Source organism: Mucilaginibacter sp. KACC 22773 (assembly GCF_028736215.1).
Taxonomy (GTDB): Bacteria; Bacteroidota; Bacteroidia; order Sphingobacteriales; family Sphingobacteriaceae; genus Mucilaginibacter.
In genome coordinates, this window is record NZ_CP117883.1 from 1,640,110 (window position 1) to 1,665,736 (window position 25,627).

The window sequence follows — 25,627 nt, forward strand, 5'->3', positions numbered from 1 at the left end:
ATACTAATTAAGATGGACTTTGTAATTACCTTTGGAGCAATATTGCTCTCGCTTTGTTTGTTGCTGATGATAGGTGTGCTATTTGCCGGAGTTTTAAAATACATTAAAAAACAATATCATCCCAACCCGAAATTCTCTGATTATGTAAACGTGGATTCCGCCGAATACGCTTATAAAAGAATCGAAAAAAGGACAGTTCGTTAATCAAATCACAAATTTGTGATTGATAATTCAGCATAATTTTGCATATTTGCACCGCGAAAAACACGATGGCATGATACATTGCCATAAAGTCGTTGATTTTACAGATGGTCCTATAGCTCAGCTGGATAGAGCAACAGATTTCTAATCTGTAGGTCTTTGGTTCGAATCCAAATGGGATCACAGATAAGCCTCTCTAAACAAACGGAGAGGCTTTTTCTATTTTAAAGCAGTCAATCTGATCAATTCGCTATCACGAAATTAAATCAGTATCCAATACGGGCATTTCTATTGTAAATTTTGTGCCTTTGCCCGGGGTGCTTTGCACACTAATGCGCCCACCGAGGCTTTCAACCTGTGTTTTTACCATAAAAAGCCCCATTCCCTTGCCCTCGGTATGCCTGTCAAATCTTTTGTACAGGCCAAATATTTGATGGCCGTGTTTTTCAAGATCAATCCCCTTGCCATTGTCTTCAAAAGTTAGCGTTACTATATTTTTTGTACGCACACTTCGTATGGTAATAACAGGGTCATGACCTTCCCGCCTGTATTTAATGCCATTGGTTATTAAATTCAAAAATATGTTGTGTAAAAAACTTTTTTGGCTCCATAATTTATCAATTCCGCTAAAATTGTTTTTTATGGTAACCCTATTTGGGGCTATTATACCGCAGATATCTTCCCGGATGTCTTCGATAACCGAAGCAAATGATACCCATTCAAATTTGTCGTTAGCCCGCCTGGTAACCTGCAGTATCTGATTCAAATCAATAACAACCTTATCCAGGTTATTTGCCGAGACCGAGAGGGCATGTAGCGGGCCTTTTATATCGTCGATGTCGGGCTCGGCGGCGCTTAATATATTTGACAGCCCCATGATGTTTGCCACCGGCGCCCTTAAATTATGTGAAACAATATAAGCATATTCTTCCAGGTCTTTATTGCGCTGTACAAGGTCTGCTGTTATCTTGCTGCGCTCTTTCTCATACTGCTTCTTAGCGGTAATGTTTTTAAAAGTAAGCACCACGCCCACGTTGTCGCCTTTTTCGCCTACAACGCCTATCCATTTTACATCAAACCATTCCATCGAGCCATCTTTCATACTATAAAATGCCTCGTAGGTAACTATTTCGTTGTTTTTAATAACACGCCCTATGCTCTCCTCAATAAGAGCCCTGCGCTCTTCAGGTAAAAAGGCCGGGCCTTCGCTCCCAACCTTTAACTTTTTACCAAAATGTTTTATGGCAAGGTTTTGTGCGTTGGTGTTGAACGATGCTATTTTAAGCTTAGTATCCAGTAACACAATCGAAAGATCGGTGTTTTCAAATATCGACCGAAGGTTAGCTTCTGACTTTATCAATGATTGTTCGGCAGTTTTTTGATCAGTGATATCAATATGCATTACAATTGCATTTTTACTGCTTTTGTCTTGTAACGGCGCTACCAGGAGCTTAAACCAATGCCTTTTGCCTGTCAAATCTTCGTAGTGTTCCAGTCCAAACTCTTTTGCCTCACCCAATAAAACGTTTTTTATGCCCCGGGCTGCTTTATCTATATAAACACTATCAAAACCTATCGCTTTTTCACAAATAGCCAAATAGCTATATCCTACACCATCGTCGGTAATATCGAGCTTATTTTCAAGTATGAATTTTTTCCATGAATCATTTACTGCAATGATTTTACCTTCTTCATTAAGCAAAGCAATTAAAGGTGGCAACGCATTCAATATTGCCGACTGCATTTGCTGGGCTTTCTTTAGCTCTTCCTGCTTTTCCAATACCTGCTGTTCGGCCTTTTTCTGTTCGCTTATATCTTTAATAAAAACAGACAGGCCTGCTTCCGACGGATAAATAGTATCTTCATACCAAAGGCTTAACGGTGCGTAATAATCTTCGCTTCGTACAAATTTTTGTTCATTAAAAGCTTTGTGAAAAGCTTTATACGTTTCGGAACCCACCGATTGGGGAAACACATCCCACACACATTTGCCAATGAGCAATTCGGCCGGGAGGCCAACTGACTCGCAGAATTTTTTATTTACATAAATGTAGCAGAAGTTACTATCCAGTGAAATAAACCCGTCTGTAATGCGGTCCAAAAAAAGGTCAATCTGTTCGGTTCTTTTTCTTAATAAATTTTCTGCATTCTTTCTTTCGCTAACATCCCTGTAATTGCAAACAATGGCATTAACGTCGGCATCATAAAGCATGTTGGTATAAATGGTTTCTGCCCAAATATAATGTCCTTGTTTATGCATGGCACGTATGGTTGCAAGCACAGACGAGCCGGGTTTTAACAATATTTCCTGCAGTGTTTTTTCAATAACAGGTATGTCGTCCGGATGAATCAAGGCGATGAAATCACGTTCGCGCCTTTCTTCTTCACTCCAGCCACTTATGCGTTCGGTTGAATGGCTTCTGTAAAATACTTTAAACTTGCTATCCATTAGGGCAATGCCATCATGACTATTCTCAATAAGTTTCTGGAAATTTAGTTGAGGTATTGCTTTTTTTTCGTGCTTACTTTTTGCTGTATTTACGTTGGCTATACTTAACTGGTCGCTTTTATCCTTCTGGTTTATAGCCCTCGTGAACTTAGCAAACCCCAAAAGCTTTTTATCGTCATCATATATCGGGGTGAAAATAACATTGGCCCAAAACCGCACCCCATTCTTTTTTATCTGCCAGCCTTCGCTTTCATGCTTTCCGTTCATCAGCGCCTTTTTCAGGTGGTTTTGCGGTTTGTTTTTCAGTACATCTTCGGAGGGGTAGAATATGGAAATATTTTTTTCCAATATTTCTTTTTGGGTATAACCTTTAAGACGTTTTGCTCCTTCATTCCAGGTGAGGATATAGCCATCAGGATCCGTCATGAATATGGCGCATTCATCTACATTTGATACAAACAGATCGAAAAGCGTATTGCCGATTTGATTCGTCAATTTTAAATTGGTTGTGTCTTTACCGGGCATTTTATTTATTAATTAATCATAACCTGCGTTATGATCTGTTGATCCGGGACAAGTATATGATAAATTGTTACAGCGGGTTACAATCGACTTAAATATAGAAAGATACAAAATTGAAACGTACAAGAAATCAATTTGCTATACGGCGAATACATTATGTGAGTTTCATTTTTTGAAAATACATTTAATTATTACCGTACTCAAAAAATAGTTTATTTAACCTTACCTGTTTGGGGTAGCCTTATATTATAAATTAAGTATCGATGTCAACAAGGTTTTTTCGCGAGACGCCAGGTGATTTGCTCTTTTTTCTAATCCCCTGGCGTTTTTGCACGAAATCAGGATTTTAATATTATCCCTGATTTAAAGATATTGCAGGTATTATAACACGTTTTTTATGCAATAAAGCCCCTTTTAATATATATTCCGGCAGTTTTCATAATTCAACAACCTAATCCAAATTCTACCGTAAAAGCCTATAATTGAAACCACCTAAGTTAAATTAATTTTAAAGAATTATGAACAAGCCTAATACCGCTGTATTGGTCATTGACGATGAAGAATTAGTCCGCGATAATATCGAGGATATATTGATGCCGAATTATAATGATGAGGAACAGGAAAATATCGATCAGGCATTTAATATTCTTTTTGATGTTCCAAAGCCGTTATTAGGAACGCGCGCCCGGGGCATTCCGGAGTTTACCGTTGCAAAAGCTTCCAATGGTATGGAAGGGGCCAGGATGGTAAAAAAAGCTGTTGAAAACGGCACACCATACGCCGTTATATTTTTGGATATGCGGATGCCGGGGTGGAGTGGCCTGGAAACTGCCATGGAAATCCGGAAATATGATGTGAAAGCCGAAATTATTTTTATTACTGCTTTCAGCGACCGGTCTATTGATGAAATTGTTGAACAGGCCGGGCAAAACGTTGGCTACCATTGTAAACCTTACGCCCCCGAAGAGATTATTCAGCTGGCTACAAAAGCGGTAACCGATTATAATAAATTAAGGAACCTTGAAAAACTGATAGAATCTATTTCTTCTATCGGCTTAAATAAAATGCAGCTGACATCGTTGCTGAAAAATATTCTTGACCAGCTGGCAGGCTCGTTAGATACCGACCTGGCTTTGATAGGTAAACTGGATGACGATTTTGCTTACGAAAAAATAATTTCTATAGGCGCGATAGAGGAAAGAATAAATCTTCAGGAGCTGATTGCACGTGTTAAAAGTATACAGATAGAAAAGGATGAAGTAATACAGGTAGATGAGCTTGTGCTTGCCCGCCTTGATACTTATTCGGTATTCGCGGTGCTTAAAAAACAGGAAAGGCTTAAAACCGAAAAAATGTATATGTTAAAGCTTTTTGTGCAAAACGCCGCCCAGGCTATCAGGAATGCCGAATTAAATGAGAAGCTGATACAAAAAGAAAAATTATCCGCCGTTGGGCAGGTAATTGGTATGGTAATGCATGACCTGCGCACGCCTGTTAAAAATATAAAATTGATGACAGAAATGATGCGCGAGGATGGCCTTGAAAGCGATTTGATCGACCTGATTGATAAATCGGCCGAGCAGGCGTCGTTAATTTTTGATGACTTTTTAGATTTTATAAAAAACACCCCTGTTAAAAAGATACCTGTTAACATCAACAAAGTTGCATGGGATGCGGTGAAACAGGTAGAGATAAGGGACGGGGCGGCTGATATTATTATAAATGTTAACGTACCCGACCCTTTATTTGTAAATGGCGATGAGAGTAAATTACGCAGAACGTTAAGCAACCTGGTAAACAACGCGGTTGATGCGCTTCACGATCATAAAACCCCCAACGCCACGCTCAACATCAGTGCCGAAATACAGGACGATTATGTTATTATACGCGTAGCCGATAATGGCCCGGGTATCCCCGATGAAATAATGAGTACCCTATTTGAACCCTTTGTTACCCGGCAAAAGAAAAACGGTACCGGTTTGGGGCTTGCCATTGTAAAACAATTCATGACCGCGCATGGCGGTGATATTACCGTAAAAAACGATCAGGGCGCTGTGTTTTCGATAAGCTTGCCATTATAACACTATAACGATATACTAAGATGATTGACATTGCATTGAACGATAGCCAGCCGGTTGTTAATGCTTCCAATTCGCCGGAAGTTATTGAAGAGCTCACAAAAACAATTGAAACTTACCGGGAACTTATGGTGGCATCTGATATAGGCGCCTGGGAATATTTTACCGAAACAGGTTTTTTAAACTGCAATGAAGAATACTTTTTATTATTGGGCAGGTCAATTAACGAGTTTGACGATTCGGGCAAAGGAAATTTAAATGAAACGTGGACCAATTTGTTACATCCCGAAGACCGGGAAATGGCCGCTGCCCGTTTTGAAGAGTATGTAAACAACCCTACAGATAAGATATATGAAAGCTTTTTCAGGATGGCCCATGCCAATGGCAGCTGGGTGTGGATCTGGTCGCGAGGGCGTTATGTAAACAGCAGGCAGGGAAACAATTCAAAACGGATAATAGGTACCCATACCGATGTAACGGCATCAAAAAAAGTAGAAGAACAACTGCAGCTTGAAAAAATACTGTTGCGCACACTTATAGATAATTTACCCGATGCCATTTATATAAAAGATGCCGCCGGCCGAAAGATAGTAGCCAATATTGCCGATGTAGCCAACATTGGTGCGCAATCAGAAGCTGATGTGATTGGCAAAACCGACCTGGAGTTATTTAACAATGAAATTGGGCTGCGCGGATATCAAGATGATTTAAATGTAATTGAGGCGGGCAAAGCGATAGTAAATAAAGAAGAGTTGTTTTTTGACAAAGCAGGTAATAAGCACTGGTTGCTAACTTCAAAAGTACCTGTGCGTAATGAAATGGGGCAGGTTGAACGTATATTGGGCATTGGCCACAACATTACCGAACGCAAGAAGAGCGAAGAGGCTTTAAATAAGCTTAACGCGGAACTAAACCTTCAATCAGAAGAACTGCGCAGCCAGGCAGAAGATTTAAAGCTTGCAAATGCGCAGCTGATATCACAAAAAGAGCAGGAGCTGGAAAAAGCGATAGCCCAGGGCAAATTTGAAATAGCATCAGAAGTATTACATGACATAGGCAACGCACTGGTAGGCTTTGGCTCATACCTTAACCGCATTAACCGGGTTATGGACAGGTATAACGTTGATACCATTAAAAGCCTGGCGTTGTTTATAAAAAGCCAGCAAAGCGCACTTGAACGCGCAATTGGCGCCGATAAGGCAAATGCCCTGGTATCGCTTACCGATAGTATTTACAAATCGCAGGCCGAAAACAAAGGCGAAATTTCAACCGCGGTTACCGAATTATTGAACATTCTTTCGCACATACAGGATATTTTAAGTATCCAGCGCCAGTTTGTTAAAGGGCACGGAGGTTCGCATGATCGCAAAATGGTAAACCTGGTAAATATTATTGATGATTGTAAAGCTATGCTTTTGGCATCTGCAGATAAGAAGGGCATCCAGTTAAAAATAGCTATTGCACCCGGCGAATATGTTTTAAAAGGCGATCATACTAAATTAATGCAGGTTATTTTAAATGTACTTAAAAACAGCATTGAGGCAATTGATCTTGAAAAAGACGAAAAAACAATCGAGATTAATTTAAGTAACGCCAACGGCTTTTTTGAGCTCAGGATGGCCGACAATGGTAAAGGCTTTGATGCCGAAACGGGAAATAAATTCTTTAAAAGAGGGTTTACAACCAAAGAAAGCGGCACCGGCCTGGGTTTATATAATTGCAAATCAATTATCGACAGTCATGATGGTTCATTTCAAATACAAAGCGATGGCCCCGGCCTTGGTGCTGTTACAACAATAAAATTGCCTTGCAATAGTGTGGCTATACAGGCAGCTTCATAGTGCTGATAACAAAACCATGAACTCATATTATGTTGATGGTGTAACGACAGACTGTCTTTAGCCGAAAGTCTTAAGTTCTGAGTCAAAAAAATAAAACTAACTTTTTACTCAAGACTTAGTATTACTAACTTACCCCTAATTTAAAAGCTTATTAATAGCCTGTACCAGTTTATCAATGTCAAATGGCTTGGGGATATAAACATCGTAGTTGAAATTGGCTAATGATATAGCCTGCCGGTGATAGGCAGATATCAGGATAACGGGGATATGGTTGGTTTCCCTGGTGCTTTTAATGGTTTGGCATATTTTACCGCCATTCATACCAGGTAACATATAATCGGTTAATACAAGGTCGGGTTTATAGGTTTTTATAGATTCAATAATGTCCTCTGTATGGGTTAAACCCGTGACCGCAAAATTGTTGTAAACCAAAACATTTTCAATTGTACTTAAAATGTCGGTATCGTCCTCAATTACCAAAATGCTTTTCAACATGGATAAAGAAGTTTAGTTTCGTTCATATTTATATGTATAGTTCTGAAGCTTAGGAAACTTCAAAAATGGCCTCGGCCTTTTGCCTGTTCATTGGTTTTGAAATAAAATCGAACACCAAGGGGTTCATGCGCGACCGGTTGATATCTTTAATTGATATCGACGAAGATAAAAGATATATTTTACTTTGCTTAAGCGGATCGATATTTAATCTCCTATACTCATCCAAAAAATCCCATCCATCCATAACCGGCATGGTCAAGTCTAAAAATATGTAATCAGGAAAAAGATGGGGGGCGGTATTGCTGATATGCATTAGTTTATCAATAGCGCTTTTGGCATCATAACAGGCATCAATATTTGAATTTGACATCACCCTTTTTACTACTTTTTCAAAAATAATATTATCAATCTCGCCATCATCTATTACCAATATATTGGAAGTTGTGTTTTTTTGATCCATCGAAATTAAACTAATATTTTGTTAAAATGTTTTTTCGGGAAAATGTTTTCCTTTAGGTTTTTGTCGCTTTTAACTATAATGATAAATACAGAGTTGTGCGAAAGCTAATTTAATTATTTAATATTAATAAAAAAAGTCGGCAGCCGGCAAAATACCCCGTATTTTAACGGGGTGCCGGGTAGGTGTTTTAACGGGGTGCGCCAAAGCTGTTTAGGCGCTAAAAGGCTCCTTACGATGTCAGTTTTTTATCACGCCCCCTTATCGGCTTTGTCAAAATAATGATGTACATTTATTGTTATTAAAACAAAATGAAAAAAACCTATTACCTATTGCTATTTGTGCTGATGTCTGCATCAGCTAAAGCCCAAACCGGTTGGATAACACAAAACCTTGATGAAAAATTGTCGATAAAATTTCCGGCCCAACCCCAAAAAACGACTAAGAATGGTGTTGATATTTATACTGTAAGGGAACCGGACAGTATGGCATACAGCGCTACAATTATAGATTATAAAGTTGTTCTTCATTTAGACTCGGCCGCCTTAGCGCCAATGAAGGGTAACCAGCAATTCGCCAATCAATTGAGGGCTGGTATAGCGTCTAAAAAAACAAACTATACCTTTGGGGATATTACAATTGGCAAATGGAACACCTATGCTACTTATAGTATGTCTGCATCCGAAAATATCAATAAAGATACTTTATTGATTCAAATGATATTGATTGGCAGCAAAATGTACTCACTGGCATGCAGGATACCCGCTAATATGGCCACCAAAAATAACGAGGTTTTTTTTGGGTCCTTCGGGATATTAAAGTAATAAAAGGGCCTTGCGGCCAACCCGGCTGCTCGTTTATATCTAAAAACATTCTTTTTTTTGATTTATTACCTGTTGGGCAAGAGCAGGTATGGTTAGCCATGCCATATTGTTAAGTCGTTTAAAATTAGTAATTAGATTTATTTATACAATAAAATTAGGTTAGACTAATTATTTTTATTTGTTTTGCATTTGAAATTAAAATCGATCTGCATACAAATGAAAATATTATACCTGTTTTTAATACTCTTAATGCCATCAGTAAGCGCTTTGGCCCAGGCTGGGCTTTTAAAAGGCCGCCTCACGGCCGGTAGCGAACCGTTGGCTTATGGCTCCGTTACCATAACAGGCACAACTATAGGTACCACGGCCAATGAAAAAGGGTATTATCAACTGCAAAATATTGCCCCGGGAAATTACGAAGTATCTTTTTCGGCAATTGGGTACCTGCCCGAGAAGGCCCGGGTAACTATTGTTAAACAACAAGCCACCATTTTAAACGGCAACCTGAAAGAGAATTACTCAAAACTGAACGAGGTGGTTATAACCGGCGTATCACGGGCTACCGAACTGCGGCGCAATCCCGTGCCTATTGCCGTGATGACTAAAAAGGAGATGAACGAGAATGTAAACAACAACATTATTGATGCCATAGTAAAAGGCGTGCCCGGCGTAAGTGCGGTTACCACGGGGCCTAATATCTCCAAACCTTTTATAAGGGGACTGGGTTATAACCGGGTATTAACCTTGTATGATGGCATCAGGCAGGAAGGGCAGCAATGGGGCGATGAACACGGCATTGAGATAGACCAGTATGGCATTGGCAGGGCCGAAGTGATAAAAGGCCCGGCCAGCTTAACCTACGGTTCCGACGCTATTGCCGGTGTTATTAACCTGATACCGGCTGTACCTAACGGGGCGGATAGCGTATTGAAAGGCGACTATGTGGCCGATTACCATACCAACAATGGCATGGTTGGCACATCACTTGGATTGGCCTACAAAAATAAAGACTGGCAATACACCTTCAGGGCTACAGCTAAGGCAGCGCATGATTACCGGAATAAAATTGACGGTTTGGTTTATAATACGGGTTTCAGGGAGTACAATTTATCGGGTATGGCCAGGGTTGATAAAAAATGGGGGTACTCCCAAATAGCCGCAACAATATATGATAACCGGCAGGAAATTCCAGATGGCAGCCGCGATTCGCTCACCCGGCGGTTTACCAGGCAAGTAAATGAGCTTGCAGCAGATAATATTAAAAACCGGCCCGTGGTTAGTAATGATGATTTAAACTCATACGTCATAGCACCACTTCACCAGCGCATTCAGCATTACCGCATTTATACCCATAACCAGATAAAGCTGGGTAATGGCAGCCTGGATGCCACCATTGGCCTGCAGCAGAGCACCCGAAGGGAATACAACCACCCTACTTTAGCGCAGCAGGCCGGTTTATATGTAGTGCTCAATACCCTTAATTACGACCTGAAATATAACCTGCCCACATTTGCCGGTATTGAAAGTACCGTGGGCATTAACGGCATGTACCAGGCCAACCGCAGCAAGGCGGCTACCGATTTCCCGATACCCGATTATAACCTGTTTGATGCCGGCGCTTTTATCTTCGCCAAAAAAAGCTTTGGCAAGCTGGATCTTTCCGGAGGCTTAAGGTATGATAACCGCCACATTAGCTGGAATGATTTTTATGTTGGGCCTAATGCGGCCAACGGCTTTGAGCAGCAGGTTAAACTGCCTGATACAGCGGGCGCCCATTTGCAGTTCCCGGCATTTAAGCACGTTTATAAAGGCATTTCGGGCAGTTTAGGGCTTACTTATAACGTTAACGAAAGGCTGTTGCTTAAAGCCAATATTGGCAGAGGCTACCGGGCGCCCAACATCACCGAGATTGGCTCCAACGGCCTTGATCCGGGCGCGCACATTGTTTACCTGGGCGACAGGAGTTTTAATCCCGAATTTAGTTTACAGGAAGACCTGGGTGTAATTGCTTACCTGAAAGATGCAGACTTTATTGCCGAGTTTTTTAATAACCAGGTTGATAATTACATTTACCAGGCCAAGCTGACCGATGCCGCCGGCAACCCGGTAATAATTGTTCCGGGTAACAGCACGTACCAATACCAGCAGTCGAGGGCCCGGCTTTATGGTGCGGAGTTTACGGTTAACCTGCATCCGCAAAAATTGAAGTGGCTGGCATTTAATAATAGCATAGCTTATGTTACCGGTATTAACCAAAACCAGCAGCTTATCCAAAAATCAAACGGGGCGGCAAAGTACCTGCCTTTTATACCTCCGCTGTATTTGCGCAGCGAGATAAAAATTACCCTGCAGCAGGCTTATGGAGTGTTTTCAAAAATCTGGTTTAAAACGGAGGCTGATGCTTATGCCGCCCAAAACCGGTTTTATGCCCTGGATAATACCGAAACCGCCACACCAGGCTATACACTTATTAACATCGGCGCAGGTACAACCATAAAACGGAAATCGGAAAAAACTTTTTGCGAGGTTTTTTTACAGGTAGATAATTTGTTTGATACGGCCTATCAATCTAACCTGAACAGGCTAAAGTATTTTGAATACTACACAGCTTCGCCCAATGGTCGCCTGGGTATTTATAACATTGGTCGCAATGTGAGTTTTAAGGTGATATTTCCTTTTTGATGGAATGGGATTTTTAATTTCTTTTAAATACATCTGTATCTTTAATTGATAAAAGCTATTTAACATTCAATTAAGGAGGGATGAAAAATTCTGACATTACTGATCCGCTTTTCCGGCAGGCTGTAGAAGCTATTGAAAATGGTGATATTGAATTATTAACCACTTTAGTAACCGAAAACCAACGGTTGGTACAGGATAAGCTCGACCTTCCCGAACCCGGCTATTTCCAAAACCCCTACCTGCTTTGGTTTGTGGCCGATAACCCTATCCGCAATGGCAAGCTGCCTGTAAATATTGTGGCTGTTACCCAGCTACTCATAGGCTTTGTAAAAGAATTTGCTGCCGGTACCGTGCAACATCAGCTGGATTATGCCCTTGGCCTGGTAGCAACCGGAAGGATCCCCCGCGAATGCGGTGTGCAAATAGCCCTGATGGATGCACTGATTGATGCCGGCGCAAAACCCGGCGGCGGTTTGGGTGCATTGGCCCACGGCAATTTTGACGCCGCCGCACATCTCATTAATCGCGGAGGCAAGCTTACCCTTGCAGCCGCCATCGGGCTGGATAGGATGGACGATGTAATCCGTTTTACAGCAGGGGCCGATAAAGCCGAATTACTGGTGGCCTTAACCGTTGCCGCTTTTTACGGCAAGCCCCCAATGATAACCTACCTGCTAAATTTAGGCGCCGATCCGAATGGCTATCCGGAAAATGGTGCCGGTTTTCATAGCCATGCCACACCACTGCACCAGGCCGTATATTCCGGCTCATTGGAGTGCGTAAAGCTATTGGTTGAAGCAGGGGCAAAGCTGGATGTGCCCGACAAGGTATATCACGGTACACCGCTTGGTTGGGCCCTGCACATGGAAAATGATGAAAGCCCGAATGAAGAGGCTAAGAGGAATTTTGCGGAAATAGCTGCATATTTAAGAAATAACCCCACCTAACCCGCCCCGGCAGTTATGGTGTGTAAGCAGGTTTTACGAAGGTCCCCTGGGAGGGAAACCAGTAGAGCGGATTGAGGGAGAGTTTTTAGCCCAAAGTCTTAAGTTCTAAGAAGCTTTAAAAAAAACTGATCGTTATTGCTTCACACCCGGGTCTCATGTATTGGAATTTACAAAACAATCTCTTGAACGCCGGTTACAATTCACCCGGTCGAGGCTACGCCCGACAAGACGCTCTTTACCCGCGCTGGAAAGAGGGTAGTTGTGTTTTATTTGTTGATAATAAGTGAATTAGGAAATATAAATTTTCAAGCCCCTCTTTCCGGCGAAGCCGAAGAGAGGGTAGCGGGCGCAGCCTCGCCGGGTGAGTCTTAGCCGCCACGCGATATGCATCATCGTCCATTCGTTAAAGCATAAAATCATTGGCAAACCAAATTTAAACAGCTTCTAAACCCGAAAAACAACTTTAGACTTACGACTTAGTACTGTTGACTAAATACTATATATTTGTTTTATTTAAAAATATTAACCACCAGTTGTGTACCACCCCGTACCACCCCGTACCAGGGCGTGTCAGGGTGTGTCAGGGTGTTTCACCTTGACCGGTACAGTACACTTTGATGCTAAAAAGCCGTCACCTGTTTTTCCCGTTGTTTGGTTTACCGCAGGCAATATCGCTATCTTAGCTTCATACCCGAAAAATATGCCGCCACGCCAAACCATCTCCTTTTTCGATAAGCTAAGTAAACAGGTAATCAGTATCCAGGTTGCCGAATCGGCCCGGTTGCCGCAAAGCGCCGGCTATTGGAATGCCAATACCAACCAGGTATTATTAGGAAGGGATCGATTTAGCGAATGGGAAACATTAACCGGCCACCTGGAGCGGCAGATTGAATTTATCCTGGGATTGCAAAAAGTAACGGGAGAAGCAGGGGGGCAAGAATTAAGAATCAAGAGTTAAGAGACTTTTGGTACAAGGTCTGAGTAATCATTTATTGGGCGCGTAATTTCACTCCTGACAGAGTGGCTTTCAAAATTACTACCAGCTATAGAGATGTGTACACGCGGTAGCCCTTGTTGGAGATTTAGAGGGCGCCGTTCTCTTTTTATAGCTAAACGCTACCAACAGCACAACTTTTTGCTCTATCTTTATGGCACCCGATCATCTATTATTTTTATGCCCATCCCAATAAAAAAAATACTCGTTAAAACGCTTAAAATTACAGGTATTACCCTGGTGAGCCTGTTGGCATTAATGTTTTTACTGCCATACCTCTTTCCGCAAACTGTCACCAATAAAATAAAACAATGGGCGGGCAGCAGTATTAATGGGAAGCTCAATTTTTCGGGCACAAGCCTGTCCTTCTTCAAAAAATTCCCGGCGCTTACGCTTACTTTGAATGATTTTTCGCTCAACGGTAGTGCGCCTTTTCAAAACGATACGCTGGTAGCAGCAAAAGAGGTATCGCTGGCAATTGACCTTTCCTCGGTATTTAAAAGCAAAATCAACATTAACCGCGTTTACCTGAGCAAAGCCACCATCAATATCCAGGTAGATAGCGCAGGGCATGCCAATTACAACGTGTACAAAGCCAGGCCCGCCCAACCGGCACAGGCAGCGGATACCGCAAGTGCATCATTAGGTATTGAGCAGATATTGATTGAGAAAAGCCACCTGGTTTATAACGATAAATCGATGCCATTGCTGGTTGATGCCCGAGATTTTAACTACCAGGGCAGGGGCGACCTGAGCAAAGATGTGTTTGACCTGTATACCCATACCGAAATTGGCTCTGTCGATTTTACCTACGGCGGCCAAACCTACATCTACCATAAAAAAGTAAATGCCGATTTGGTTACCAGTATCAATACCAAATCACTTGCTTTTGTGTTTCAAAAAAACAACCTGATGATTAATGCTTTGCCGGTTGATTTTAAAGGCAAGTTTGAGTTTTTGAAAGATGGTTACGATATGGATTTCAGGATAAAATCCGATCAGCAGGACCTGAGCGATATTTTTACGGCCCTGCCTGCCCAATATGCCAAATGGACTGATGATACCGAACTGAATGGCAACGGGAAAATCACGATGTCGCTTGTTGGTAAGTACATTGCCGCTACCAAACAAATGCCCGACTTGGATTTCAGTATGAAAGTACGCGATGGCTACATCGCCAATAAAAAAACGCCCGAGCCGGTAAAAAACCTGTACCTGAATATGGAGGCCAAAGTGCCGGGCTGTAACCCCGATAGCCTGAACCTGAATATCGACTCGATTTATTTTAATATCGGGAAGGACTACTTTGGGTCGGTTATTAAAGTAAAAGGCGTTAAATCGCCGCAAATCTTCGCCAAAATAAATACCGAGATTGACCTGGAAAAATGGAACAAAGCTTTTGGGGTAAAGGCATTTGATGTAAAGGGACGCTACTCGCTGCACATGGTAGCCGAAGGTAAATATGCTACCGGGATAAAGAAAACAGGTATCAGGCATCATATTGATACCGTGATTACCAGTATCCCTAAGTTTACGCTGCATTCTGCTTTCAGGGACGGATATTTTAAATATGCCAACCTGCCCGAGGCCATGAAAAACGTAAGCTTTAACCTTGATGCCAACTGCCCCGACCAAAACCCGGCCCATGCCACCATGGCCATGACCAACCTGAACATTAACGCGCTGAACAACTATATTAAAGGCTATTTAAAGCTAAGCAACACCGCAGGTGCCCTGATTGACGCCAACCTGAAAGCAAAATTTGACCTGGCCGATATCAAAAAGTTTTACCCGGTTGATAGCATCGGTTTGCGTGGCAACCTGGATGCCGATGTACAAACCAAAGGCAGGTATATCCCGGCCAACAGGATTTTCCCGGTTACGAACGCGCAGATTGATTTGCACGGCGGCTACATCCAAACCAAATATTACCCGCACCCGGTTGAAAACCTGGAGATCAGCACAGCCATCAGCAACAGCACCGGATCATTAAAAGGCCTGAAGGTGAATATCAAACCGGTATCCTTCACCTTCGAAGGGCAGCCCTTTATGCTGAAAGCCAACCTCAAAAACTTTGATAACCTGGATTATGCCATCAATTCGCACGGATCGTTGGATATTGGTAAAATTTATAAGGTTTTTGCCATGGCAGGTTACAATGTAAAAGGGCTTATCACCACTAACCTATCCTTAAAAGGCAAGCAAAGCGATGCCATCGCCGGCCGGTATGATCAATTGGCCAACTCGGGTACCATGAAGGTGAAAGATTTAATTTTAACATCCGAATTGTTCCCCAAGCCATTCCTCATTAAAACGGGCCTGTTTAGCTTCAACCAGGATAAAATGAAGTTCGATCAGTTTACCGCCAATTACGGTAAATCGGTTATTGTGCTTAACGGCTCGTTATCCAATGTGATAGATTATGCCGTAAAACCCAATTCACCATTAAAAGGCGAGTTCAATTTAAGTAGTGGCCTTATTATTGCCGATGATTTTACAGCTTTTGCCAGCGGCCCCTCTACCCCAAAAGCGGCCAAATCGGGCGTTATCCTGGTACCCGCCAACCTCGATCTGAATTTTACTGCCGATGTTAAAAAAGTAAAATATAACGGCCTGGATATTAATGACGCCAAAGGGCAAATGAGCGTGAGTAAAGGCCAGATAGTTTTAAAACAAACCGGCTTTACCCTGATAGGCGCGCCGGTAGTAATGGATGCTACCTATGGCAGTATCAGCCCGCAAAAAGCTTATTTTGATTACCATATTGATGCCAAAGATTTTGACATTAAAAAGGCTTATAAAGAAGTGAAATTATTTCACGACATGGCCTCATCTGCAGCAAATGCCGAGGGTATCGTATCGTTGGATTATAAATTAAGCGGTAAGCTTAACGGCGATATGAAACCCATTTATCCATCGCTGAAAGGCGGGGGAGTGCTCTCAGTTAAAAAGGTAAAAGTAAAAGGTTTTAAATTGTTTAGCGCCGTAGGTAAAACAACCGGGCGCGATAGCCTGGGCGGCAAAAATGATGTAAGCAAGGTTGATATTAAAACTACCATAGCCAATAATATCATTACCATTCAGCGTACCAAAATGAGGATGGCCGGCTTCCGCCCCAGGTTTGAAGGGCAGGTAAGTTTTGATGGCAAGCTAAACCTGCAATTCCGCCTTGGCCTACCGCCATTGGGTATCTTTGGTATCCCGATGACCATTACAGGTACCCAGGAAAAACCGATAGTTCATTTAGGCAAAGGCAAAAAAGAAGACGAGCTAAAGGAGACGCCGGAAGGGGAGTAGGGGGAGGATTTTGGAATAAGGATTTTCGATTTCGGATTTTTGCTTAAATCATCCACTTTGAACGGTGCCTACGACTCGCCCAGGCTACGCTGCGCTGAAATAAAGAGCAACGGAAAACTTTTCAAGCCCCTCTTTCCTGCGCAGCAGAAGAAAGGGTAACGGGCGTAGCCTCGTCGGGTGAGTCTTCGCCGCCTTGATATGCCAGTTTACTACCGTATCAAATCCATCAGCTTCAACACATCCTTAGCCTTATACTCGCTTAACCAGGTATTACCGGGCTGGATGCTGCATACAGGGGCAAACTTGCAGCGGTCGGTACATTCGGTTTCTATTACTTCAATTTCGCTATCGCCGTGGTAATGTTTGGCGTATGATCGGGCCAGCTTGTACATATCTTTTCCACCCCTTTTGCCGCATTTGCTGCCGGTGCACACATACAATACTTTGTCGGGAATGGTAAATTTACTCATAGCGGGTTTTATTAAGGTATGTTGATATTAACAAAGTTAGTACAATTATGTTGTACCCGGTTTGCAAGATTAGGCAGGGTTGCAGGATGATCTTACTTATTCAACTTCGCCTTTATTACTTTGGCAGCCTGCGTATAGCCGCCTTCGGCACCGTCGACAAAATGAATGTGGCCATCGTCGAGGTCACGTACGTAGCACGACATTACAGATTCGCTACTTACATGCAGGCCATAGCATAGCTCGCTGTCGGTTTCCATTTTGTCCAGCCTGCTTTGTAGATTCCTTCGCTGCGATGAGGTACCACTTATTACGGTATTTATCTTACCGTCGATTACCAGCGTGTCCGACATTTCTACAAGTTTTTCCAGGTAGTGCTTACCTTTCCTGGTAGTAAAAAAGATAAAGCCATATAAATTGGTCAGGCAGGCTATTATCAGCTTAAAAAACGACACCTTTCCTATACTCATCCGCATCTCGGTACCAATACGGTTAAAGGTGGTTTTAAGCTTCAGTTGGGGTACCGATATAGGAGTCCGCTTTTTCTCATCGCCATAAATCTCATCTATATGGCACATTACTTTTCTGAAAACTTCCGGTTGCCGGTCTTCATCCGAAGCGATAACCAGTAGCGAAAGTACTTCGTTGGTGTTTTCGGGCGGGGCTATTTTATCCCAGCGGCATTGCATCCCGGTAAGGTCAAGTTCGTTTAATTGGGCCTCATAATTTAACAATCCCTGGCGCCCTTTAATAACCTTTTCGGCATAGCTTAACCCATTGCCCAAAACAACGGGGATTGAAAACGCTCCGGAAATGCGATGTTTGGCTATCCGGAGCTTGTATCCCTCGTGATAAACCTGTTTTACCGGCAGGGTGCCGGTACGCAGGTCAATCTGAAAATTAGTTAGGGTGTTTTCGCTGTACAACACAAGCGCCTGCATTGCTTCACCCAGAATAACCGGCGGCACCATAAACGTTGCGCCGTCGCCACCAAAAAAGAAGGGGACGGTAACATTAGCTTTTAAAGCAATGTTAAGTACGGCGACTATACTGCAAGTAGCAATGAGGTTTACATTTTGCGATCCGCCTGCAAGCACTGCCTGTGTTGAGCCCTTAATATCGGTTAGGACGACATGCCAATCATCAGGGACATCCCTAAATAAATCTTCTCTAATAAAAAGATTGCCAAGCGGGATGTTGTTAACCGGCAGGCTGCTATAAAATTGATGTTGATTTGCTGACATGAATGTATAAATATACCAACCATATTAAATTAAACCGACTGGTTTTTGCCAACATGCTTTTTTATTGTTTTTGGCCGGTTTAACCGAATTACGAAAAAGCGTGCGGCAGCGATTAAGAAAATAAAAATATTATTTGCGTAACTCATGGGTTAGCCATAAACTTGATTAACGCATAATTCACCCTTAAAGCCACTTAATCTGAAGATATAGTATGAAAGCAATTGAAATTATCTCCATTCCGGTAACCAACCAGCAGGCCGCCAAGACATTTTACCAAAAACTGGGCTTCGAAGTTATTGTGGAAGCGCCATTTGGGCCAAACGGTTCGCAATGGATCCAGATGGGATACCCGGATTCGGCTGTTACTATCACCCTGGTAAACTGGTTTCCCGATATGCCCGCCGGCAGCGTGCGCGGCTTTGTAATTAAAACCGACGACCTGGATGCCGACATTGCCGATCTTACCGCCAAAGGCATCCAATTAGGTAAAGTTGACGAAACCCCATGGGGCAAATTCCTGAACATCAAAGATCCAGACGGAAATGTGATGAGTTTGCATGGGGAATGAGCTTCAGATGTGCAGATTTCAAATTTTAGATGTGCAGATTTTTGTCTGAACTCGGATTAAGCAGATTTGTCAGAATTTTTGGATTTTGATTTGCAAAATCAGAAAAATCCTTTAATCTGTTTAATCCGAGTATAGAAAACATTCAAAACCGATGAAAATTATGCTCTCAATCTGCACATCTGAAATCTAAAATCTGCACATTTGAAAAATGTTCAAAAAGTATTCCTCGCTACTCCTTATCATCATTCTCCTGCTCTGGGCTTGCAACCCCAAGCCAGAATACCTTTATAAAGTGGTAAAAATAAAAGATGGCGACACCATTGGCCTGCTTAGCAGCGATAACCGGCAAATGACTGTAAGGCTGGCCGAAGTGGATTGTCCCGAAAAAACACAGGCCTTTGGGCAGGCAGCTAAAAAGTTTACTTCGGATTTGTGCTTTGGCAAGTATGTAAAACTGGTAGGTAACGTGCATGACCGTTATGGCCGCACCGTTGCATTGGTTATTTTGGAGGACGGCACCAATGTAAATTACCAGCTGGTAAAAAGCGGTTACGCCTGGCAATACAAGCAATATTCGCAAAATGCCCAGCTGGCAGGGTATGAGCACGAGGCCCGCCAAAGCAGGCTAGGCCTTTGGGCCGATGCCAACCCGACACCGCCATGGGAGTACCGGCGGGAGAAAAAGCCGGCATACCACATCGGCCAAACCGACAGCCTGCAGCACAAACCAAAAAAACATTACCACAAGCGTAAACCAAAGCTTGAAGAAGTATATTAAAACCTTAACTTTATAGTCGATATCCCCCTCATTTGACTGATGAAATTTATAAAAGCGTTTTTTTCCATAACCTTTACCCTTGCTCTCATCTGGGTGCTGCAAACCAAAATTGGCCCGGTACCGCCGGTTGGCAGGTTTTTAAGCCCGGCGGATGGTTTTTGGCAAAATGCCGAGAGTAAGCATATTTTAGCTTCGCGTACATTAAATCTTCCAGGGCTTACCGGCAAGGTTGTTATCAAATATGATGAAAACCGCATCCCCCATATATTTGCCGAAAACGAACACGATTTGTACTACGCTCAGGGTTACGTAACCGCAACGGAGCGCCTTTGGCAACTGGACATACAAACCCGGAGCGCCGCAGGCAGGCTTGCCGAAATTGCAGGCCCGCAGGCTTTGGAGATTGACCGCTACCACCGCCGGATGGGCATGGTTTATGGCGCCGAAAAGTCGTTGAAAGAAATGATGGCCGCCAAACCCATCCGCGAAATGATTTTGGCGTATACCGATGGCATCAACGCCTACATACACCAGCTTGGCCCGCGCGAATACCCGCTGGAGTTTAAATTGCTGGATTATGCCCCCGAAGATTTTAAACCTATCAATTGCGCCTTTTTATTAAAGCTGATGTCCGAAACGCTGGCGGGTGGCTCCAACGAGTTTGCCATGAGTAATGTGCTGAAAAAGTTTGGCGCCAATGCTACTAACAACCTGTTCCCGGATTATCCTATGCGCGAAGATCCTATTATTCCCGCAGGTACCAAATGGAACTTTAAGCCATTGTCTATCCCAAAACCATCTGGCAGGTTTTTGGCAGGTATGAATGATAGCGCCAAACGCGTAGTAAAAGAGGAAGGCATTGGCAGTAATAACTGGGCGGTTGCAGGCAGCAAAACTGCTAATGGTTACCCTATTTTGGCTAATGACCCGCACCTGAATTTAACCTATCCATCCATCTGGTTCCAGCTGCAGCTTTCGGCGCCGGGGGTTAATGTGTATGGGGTAAGTTTGCCGGGAGCGCCCAGCATTATATTGGGTTTTAACAACAACATTAGCTGGGGCATTACCAACGTAGATGCCGATGTGCTTGATTGGTACCAGGTTAAATTCAAGGATGATAAAAAGAACGAATACTGGTATAATAACCGGTGGAATAAAACCACCCGCAGGATAGAGGTGATTAATATCCGTGGCCAAAAACCTTTAATTGATACCGTTATTTACACCCATCACGGGCCGGTAGTTTATGAAGATAAAAGTAAAACCACCGAGCATACCCCCGGTTTTGTGCCCATTGGCGATGCCCTGCGATGGATAGCGCACGACAGATCAAACGAGTTGATGACCATGTACATCCTGAACCACGGTAAAAACTACGATGATTACCGCAAGGCGCTAACTTATTTTAATGCACCGGCATCAAACTTTGTATTTGCCAGCAAGGATAAAGATATCGCCATAACCCCCAACGGTAAATTCCCGCTGAAATATAAAGACCAGGGCAAGTTTATACTGGATGGCACCGACCCGGCCGACGACTGGCACGGCTGGATTCCTTTCGATCAAAACCCAACGGTTAAAAATCCCCCGCGTGGGTTTGTAAGTTCGGCCAACCAATCATCAACAGATCAAACCTACCCGTACTATATCAACTGGCAGTTTGCGCCCTACCAGCGCGGCAAGCGCATTAACGACAGGCTTAGCGTAATGCATAACGCTACCGTAGATAGTATGAGGGTATTACAAACCGATGTATATAGCATCCGTGCCCAGGATGTGATGCCTGTGCTGCTAAAATATCTGGATGCCAGCAAGCTGGATAAAACCCAAACCGTAGCTTATAACACGTTGAAAAACTGGGATAAAAACTTCGCAATAAGTTCAGTTGGTGCAACCATTTTTAATGCATGGTGGCTTAAAATATATAATATGATATGGAGTGATGATTTTGCCGCCAAAAACCTGCGGGATAATTACCCATCAATGGATCGTACCGAAAAACTGATAGCCAAAGAGCCCAACTCCAAATGGTTTGATGATACCCGCACCCCGGTTAAAGAAACCTGTACCGAGATTATAAATGCGGCATTTACCAACGTGGTTGATGATTTGGTGCACAAATACGGCCAACCCGGCAAAGCCTGGCAGTGGGGGATGGTTAAAAAAATGGAGATAGCCCACCTTACTAACCAGGAAGCGCTAAGTTCGGGCAATTTTGAATCGGGCGGAACCGGATCAACCATCAACGCTTTAAATAACGGGCATGGTCCATCATGGCGCATGGTGGTACAAATGGGCCCAACAGTAAAGGGTTACGGCATTTTCCCCGGTGGCGAAAGCGGCAATCCCGGCAGTTTTTATTACGACGATATGTTTAAAACCTGGCAAAACGGTGAGTTGAAAGAGTTGCTGTTCATGCAATCGCCTACCGAAAAATCAAACCGTATTAAAACAACCTTAACCATCAGCAATCAAAAATAAGCTTATGTTATTCCTCATTATCCTCATATTATCCTTTGCAAGCGGTTTCTTTTTACCCTGGTGGGTTGTGGCCATAGCCGCGTTTTTGGCCGCGCTTTTTACCGGCAAAACAGCCAGGCAGGCTTTTGTCTCGGGTTTTGGCGCCGTGTTTATTGTATGGGTGGTGCTGGCCCTGTTTAAAAGTATCCCTAACGATCACATTTTGGCCAAACGCATAGCCGTACTGTTTCATTTGCCGTCATGGTGGCTAATACTGGTTATTACCGGTGTAGTTGGTGGTTTGGTGGCAGGTTTTGCGGCCTTATCAGGGGTGTTGGTTAAGAAGGCTTTTGAGAAGGAGGCCGATATACACGCGTAAGCCTATGAGATTAATAAATTATCTGAAGCGTAATATTAGTATATCTAAAAATTCGGCACAACAACTATTGAAAACTGCTATTGCCCATGAAGAACGTGGCGAAACGGCCGATGCGATAGCTTGTTATCATCGGGTCATTAAAGCAGACGCAAGTTGGGCGGTTCCTCATTATAATCTCGGCCTGTTATACAAATACCAATGCAATTGGCAATTATCGTATGAACACAACAAAACGGCCGTTAAGTTAGATACCAATAACCAAGCCGCCATTTGGAACCTGGGTATTGCTGCAACCGCATTGCAGGATTGGAAGACCGCAAGAAAATCCTGGAGTAAATTTGGCATCAAAGTAGAAATCAACGACCAGGAACCTGATCTTGTATTAGGCGCGGTACCTATAAGATTAAACCCCGATACCGATGGCGAGGTTGTTTGGTGCAAGCGAATAGACCCTGCAAGAACAGTCATTGAAAATATTCCTTTAGCCAAATCGGCCCACAGGTTTGGCGATATGCTACTTAACGATGGCGCTGCCGTAGGTTATCGAAAGCTGGAAGATGGAACCGACGTGCCGGTATTTAATGAACTTCAGCTGTTAACTAAATCCGCATACAAAACCTTTTCGGTTAAGGCTTATATCAACACCATGGACGACCTCAATAAGCTGGAAGAGTTGTGTCGCAATTCCGGTGTTGAGATGGAAGATTGGTCGACCGTGAGGATGCTTTGTAAACAATGCAGCGAAGGCACTGTGCACACCGATCATGATCATGAATTACATGTTAATGAAGATAACGAACGATACATTGGCCTTGCTGCAACAAACCACGAGGCTGTACAACAAGCGCTGGCCGGCTGGCGGGCTGTTACTTTGTGTGAACATTCGGCTCTCGTTTTAGAGTTGGAGTAAGTGATGGCTTTAAGTATTTTAAATTCTTAATTGGCTGATCGACTTTGCATTTTATCTCTACAAAATCTGGTTTACTTTAATTTGCCATGTTTACACTACGCGATCCCCCAAAGGGCGTAGCCCTGACACATTTTGTAGCAACGGGTTTCAACCCGTTGAATATATAAACAATAGCAATTGAGTGCCATCTGCACGGTTCATTTTAATCGCCCCGCATCATCACGATTAGGAAACCGACCAACTGATTAAAAGGCGTTTTTGGATTTGATGTAAGTCGGGTCTGTATCAAATCTGAAAATTATCGAATGGGATTTGGGATTTCGAAATATAACACCCAATAAAATACTATAGTTTCTCTATTTCTTCAATAGGGAGCTTAGTGAATTTTACAATTTGGGCCAGTGGCAGACCATCCTTGTTTCATTTCAGAGGCAATGGAGAGAGCTTCTTCGTGCCTCGCTTTAGCCTCAGCAGTAGATACAGCATAATCAAGTACATTCTTATTATCCCATTTGTATTTTAAACTGCTATCATACATGGCTTTTTCCTCCCTTGTCAAATTAGTATACTCAGCAATACTGAATAGTTTTTCAAATATAGGCTTCCGAAGATAAACCGGGATTTTCTCAAACCGGCTCATGTTTTTTAATACATGAAGCCACCTGTCCAAATCGGTTTCCAGTTCGGTTTCCGTTTTTACAAATTTACTTAATTCAATATAAGTATACCCCAGTTTATCGTAAAATATTTCACCTGTATCCCTATTGCAGAGGCAAATATCATGCAGGTATGTATTTGCGGGGCTGTCATCTAAAGTAAAATCTTCCAGCAGGGCAATTAAATATACTTCGGCAATGTTGTAGCCCCAGGCACTCCGTTTGCCTTTTGGCGCCTGGTCGCTTATGAGGCGGGAAGTGTAAAATAAAGCCCTTTCTTTAAAATATCCTTGCTTTGCCCGTTGTACCTCAATTAAAAAACGTTCACCATTATCGCCAGTACATAGCAAATCAAATATAGCAGCGCCTTCGTCTTTAATATCGCCGGGATGTTCATTTTTATTGTAAACCAAATCTGCAATGTGCTTGCGACCCCTGAATACTTCGTTTTAAAAAGCGATCAATAAATCCTTATTAGGTTCGCTGCCAAATATTTTTTTAAAGGCGAAATCAACTAAAGGGTCGATGTATTTCCCGGTAACAGGTGGGTAATTGTTAGGCATAGCCAAATATAAAAGTTTATTCGTTATTCACTGCCCCGACGACGATAGCCCACGCCAGGTTAGGTGTTGTACCCACCTCGTTTGGATCTCATCAATTTATAAAACCAGTTGTCATCATGCTTCTATTCTATTTTCACCTTAAAATATGCGAACTTGACTTCATCCGAATACGCTTCCTTATATAATTTTAAAGCAATTGACCTTTCATCAAGCCATTTCACTTCCTTGATAGACCATGTGTTAAAGCCGAACGTCTTTTTTTGCTTGATTGCTTTTAACCCTACACCCTTATTTATATCGTACAAGACAATTAATGCCTGATGCGCGTAGTATTTATCATAATCAGGCATATCATAGGAAGAGTATGTTAAAAATCGGTCGCATTGAGGTGATACCTGAATCCCAAGAAGACCGGCATCAAAATCAGTTGGCAAAGGCATTGTCTTGCCGCTTTTAATTTCAAATAGATCTGTTTCGCAAACTTCATCACATCTGCTTTTTAAGGTAACCCCTAAGTTTTTAATAAAGCCACTTGAGTCTAAGTCACACCGGGGCTTGTTTAAACCGTCAAGGTTTTTATACTCGGCGGCCGAGATTGTTTTTAGCTTGTCGTCTAATTTGTCAACATCTTCCTCTTGCTTTTTATTTATAACCTTTGTTGTAAAGCCCGAATCAATTATAGCTTTATTTAGTATATGTATTGAATCTTTTTGTGAGATCACAAACTTTTGCTCCCCGCGCCTTTTACAGGCAATGAGTAGCGCTAATCCAAGCAAGACAACAAAGCGATTTTTCATGTATCTAATGTATCTAAA

At 42.6% G+C, this 25,627-nt stretch carries 19 protein-coding genes, 1 tRNA gene and 1 pseudogene; 14 read left to right on the forward strand and 7 right to left on the reverse strand.

What is annotated here, in order from left to right:
- Positions 1–12: 12 nt before the first annotated feature.
- Positions 13–204: a hypothetical protein gene (locus PQ469_RS07170; RefSeq protein WP_090644940.1), complete on the forward strand. Its 192-nt coding sequence runs from the start codon at positions 13–15 to the stop codon at positions 202–204.
- Positions 205–310: 106 nt separating this feature from the next.
- Positions 311–384, forward strand: a tRNA-Arg gene (locus PQ469_RS07175).
- 70 nt (positions 385–454) lie between these two features.
- On the opposite strand, the gene PQ469_RS07180 is transcribed toward PQ469_RS07175, so the two are convergent.
- Positions 455–3,175 (reverse strand): PAS domain-containing sensor histidine kinase, encoded by a 2,721-nt coding sequence (locus tag PQ469_RS07180; protein WP_274212331.1) that lies wholly within the window; start codon positions 3,173–3,175, stop codon positions 455–457.
- Between the two features lie 515 nt (positions 3,176–3,690).
- On the opposite strand from PQ469_RS07180, the gene PQ469_RS07185 reads away from it, so the two are divergent.
- Positions 3,691–5,253: a hybrid sensor histidine kinase/response regulator gene (locus PQ469_RS07185; RefSeq protein WP_090644946.1), complete on the forward strand. Its 1,563-nt coding sequence runs from the start codon at positions 3,691–3,693 to the stop codon at positions 5,251–5,253.
- Between the two features lie 20 nt (positions 5,254–5,273).
- Positions 5,274–7,091 (forward strand): PAS domain S-box protein, encoded by a 1,818-nt coding sequence (locus PQ469_RS07190; protein WP_274212332.1) that lies wholly within the window; start codon positions 5,274–5,276, stop codon positions 7,089–7,091.
- A 135-nt stretch (positions 7,092–7,226) separates the two neighbouring features.
- Here the strand turns inward: PQ469_RS07190 and PQ469_RS07195 are convergent, their stop codons facing one another.
- Positions 7,227–7,586, reverse strand: a complete 360-nt coding sequence (locus PQ469_RS07195) for a response regulator (protein WP_090644952.1) — start codon at positions 7,584–7,586, stop codon at positions 7,227–7,229.
- A gap of 49 nt (positions 7,587–7,635) precedes the next feature.
- A complete protein-coding gene (locus PQ469_RS07200) occupies positions 7,636–8,046 on the reverse strand; it encodes a response regulator (RefSeq protein ID WP_274212333.1) in 411 nt (136 codons plus the stop codon).
- Positions 8,047–8,354: 308 nt separating this feature from the next.
- Between PQ469_RS07200 and PQ469_RS07205 the strand changes: the two genes are divergently transcribed.
- The 5 genes from PQ469_RS07205 (at position 8,355) to PQ469_RS07225 (ending at position 16,787) form a co-directional block, all read left to right on the forward strand.
- Complete coding sequence (locus PQ469_RS07205) at positions 8,355–8,867, forward strand: hypothetical protein (protein ID WP_274212334.1); 513 nt, start codon at positions 8,355–8,357, stop codon at positions 8,865–8,867.
- A 216-nt stretch (positions 8,868–9,083) separates the two neighbouring features.
- Positions 9,084–11,549 carry a TonB-dependent receptor gene (locus PQ469_RS07210; RefSeq protein ID WP_274212335.1) on the forward strand — a complete coding sequence of 822 codons (2,466 nt, stop codon included), beginning with the start codon at positions 9,084–9,086 and terminating at the stop codon, positions 11,547–11,549.
- An 80-nt stretch (positions 11,550–11,629) separates the two neighbouring features.
- Positions 11,630–12,496, forward strand: coding sequence for an ankyrin repeat domain-containing protein (locus tag PQ469_RS07215; RefSeq protein ID WP_274212336.1), 867 nt, complete (start codon positions 11,630–11,632; stop codon positions 12,494–12,496).
- Positions 12,497–13,091: 595 nt separating this feature from the next.
- The gene (locus PQ469_RS07220; protein WP_274212337.1) at positions 13,092–13,454 is read left to right on the forward strand and encodes a hypothetical protein; all 363 of its coding nucleotides are present in this window, start codon (positions 13,092–13,094) and stop codon (positions 13,452–13,454) included.
- A 216-nt stretch (positions 13,455–13,670) separates the two neighbouring features.
- A complete protein-coding gene (locus PQ469_RS07225; RefSeq protein WP_274212338.1) occupies positions 13,671–16,787 on the forward strand; it encodes an AsmA family protein in 3,117 nt (1,038 codons plus the stop codon).
- Positions 16,788–16,996: 209 nt separating this feature from the next.
- Here the strand turns inward: PQ469_RS07225 and PQ469_RS07230 are convergent, their stop codons facing one another.
- Together PQ469_RS07230 and PQ469_RS07235 are read right to left on the reverse strand one after the other, a co-directional pair.
- On the reverse strand, positions 16,997–17,257 hold the full coding sequence (locus PQ469_RS07230; RefSeq protein WP_274212339.1) for a (2Fe-2S) ferredoxin domain-containing protein: 261 nt from the start codon (positions 17,255–17,257) through the stop codon (positions 16,997–16,999).
- Between the two features lie 92 nt (positions 17,258–17,349).
- Entirely contained in the window at positions 17,350–18,498 is a 1,149-nt protein-coding gene (locus PQ469_RS07235; protein ID WP_274212340.1) for a DUF3095 family protein, read from the reverse strand.
- A 211-nt stretch (positions 18,499–18,709) separates the two neighbouring features.
- On the opposite strand from PQ469_RS07235, the gene PQ469_RS07240 reads away from it, so the two are divergent.
- The 5 genes from PQ469_RS07240 (at position 18,710) to PQ469_RS07260 (ending at position 23,593) form a co-directional block, all read left to right on the forward strand.
- On the forward strand, positions 18,710–19,066 hold the full coding sequence (locus PQ469_RS07240) for a glyoxalase superfamily protein (protein ID WP_090644981.1): 357 nt from the start codon (positions 18,710–18,712) through the stop codon (positions 19,064–19,066).
- 208 nt (positions 19,067–19,274) lie between these two features.
- Positions 19,275–19,844, forward strand: a complete 570-nt coding sequence (locus PQ469_RS07245; protein ID WP_274212341.1) for a thermonuclease family protein — start codon at positions 19,275–19,277, stop codon at positions 19,842–19,844.
- Positions 19,845–19,883: 39 nt separating this feature from the next.
- On the forward strand, positions 19,884–22,325 hold the full coding sequence (locus PQ469_RS07250; RefSeq protein WP_274212342.1) for a penicillin acylase family protein: 2,442 nt from the start codon (positions 19,884–19,886) through the stop codon (positions 22,323–22,325).
- A gap of 4 nt (positions 22,326–22,329) precedes the next feature.
- A complete protein-coding gene (locus PQ469_RS07255) occupies positions 22,330–22,683 on the forward strand; it encodes a hypothetical protein (protein ID WP_274212343.1) in 354 nt (117 codons plus the stop codon).
- A 4-nt stretch (positions 22,684–22,687) separates the two neighbouring features.
- Positions 22,688–23,593: a tetratricopeptide repeat protein gene (locus PQ469_RS07260; protein WP_274212344.1), complete on the forward strand. Its 906-nt coding sequence runs from the start codon at positions 22,688–22,690 to the stop codon at positions 23,591–23,593.
- Between the two features lie 345 nt (positions 23,594–23,938).
- Here PQ469_RS07260 and PQ469_RS07265 read toward each other — a convergent pair.
- Positions 23,939–24,812: pseudogene (locus tag PQ469_RS07265) on the reverse strand (Rpn family recombination-promoting nuclease/putative transposase).
- 122 nt (positions 24,813–24,934) lie between these two features.
- Complete coding sequence (locus PQ469_RS07270) at positions 24,935–25,609, reverse strand: hypothetical protein (RefSeq protein ID WP_274212345.1); 675 nt, start codon at positions 25,607–25,609, stop codon at positions 24,935–24,937.
- Between the last annotated feature and the right edge of the window lie 18 nt (positions 25,610–25,627).

What these genes read in the sequence shown, in the direction of transcription:
- PQ469_RS07180 (WP_274212331.1), bottom strand. Translation starts at nt 3,175, where the DNA reads ATGCCCGGTAAAGACACAACCAATTTAAAATTGACGAATCAAATCGGC.
- PQ469_RS07210 (WP_274212335.1), top strand. Translation starts at nt 9,084, where the DNA reads ATGAAAATATTATACCTGTTTTTAATACTCTTAATGCCATCAGTAAGC.
- PQ469_RS07200 (WP_274212333.1), bottom strand. Translation starts at nt 8,046, where the DNA reads ATGGATCAAAAAAACACAACTTCCAATATATTGGTAATAGATGATGGC.
- PQ469_RS07255 (WP_274212343.1), top strand. Translation starts at nt 22,330, where the DNA reads ATGTTATTCCTCATTATCCTCATATTATCCTTTGCAAGCGGTTTCTTT.
- PQ469_RS07260 (WP_274212344.1), top strand. Translation starts at nt 22,688, where the DNA reads ATGAGATTAATAAATTATCTGAAGCGTAATATTAGTATATCTAAAAAT.
- PQ469_RS07235 (WP_274212340.1), bottom strand. Translation starts at nt 18,498, where the DNA reads ATGTCAGCAAATCAACATCAATTTTATAGCAGCCTGCCGGTTAACAAC.
- PQ469_RS07245 (WP_274212341.1), top strand. Translation starts at nt 19,275, where the DNA reads ATGTTCAAAAAGTATTCCTCGCTACTCCTTATCATCATTCTCCTGCTC.
- PQ469_RS07270 (WP_274212345.1), bottom strand. Translation starts at nt 25,609, where the DNA reads ATGAAAAATCGCTTTGTTGTCTTGCTTGGATTAGCGCTACTCATTGCC.
- PQ469_RS07250 (WP_274212342.1), top strand. Translation starts at nt 19,884, where the DNA reads ATGAAATTTATAAAAGCGTTTTTTTCCATAACCTTTACCCTTGCTCTC.
- PQ469_RS07230 (WP_274212339.1), bottom strand. Translation starts at nt 17,257, where the DNA reads ATGAGTAAATTTACCATTCCCGACAAAGTATTGTATGTGTGCACCGGC.
- PQ469_RS07170 (WP_090644940.1), top strand. Translation starts at nt 13, where the DNA reads ATGGACTTTGTAATTACCTTTGGAGCAATATTGCTCTCGCTTTGTTTG.
- PQ469_RS07240 (WP_090644981.1), top strand. Translation starts at nt 18,710, where the DNA reads ATGAAAGCAATTGAAATTATCTCCATTCCGGTAACCAACCAGCAGGCC.
- PQ469_RS07205 (WP_274212334.1), top strand. Translation starts at nt 8,355, where the DNA reads ATGAAAAAAACCTATTACCTATTGCTATTTGTGCTGATGTCTGCATCA.
- PQ469_RS07190 (WP_274212332.1), top strand. Translation starts at nt 5,274, where the DNA reads ATGATTGACATTGCATTGAACGATAGCCAGCCGGTTGTTAATGCTTCC.
- PQ469_RS07185 (WP_090644946.1), top strand. Translation starts at nt 3,691, where the DNA reads ATGAACAAGCCTAATACCGCTGTATTGGTCATTGACGATGAAGAATTA.
- PQ469_RS07225 (WP_274212338.1), top strand. Translation starts at nt 13,671, where the DNA reads ATGCCCATCCCAATAAAAAAAATACTCGTTAAAACGCTTAAAATTACA.
- PQ469_RS07195 (WP_090644952.1), bottom strand. Translation starts at nt 7,586, where the DNA reads ATGTTGAAAAGCATTTTGGTAATTGAGGACGATACCGACATTTTAAGT.
- PQ469_RS07215 (WP_274212336.1), top strand. Translation starts at nt 11,630, where the DNA reads ATGAAAAATTCTGACATTACTGATCCGCTTTTCCGGCAGGCTGTAGAA.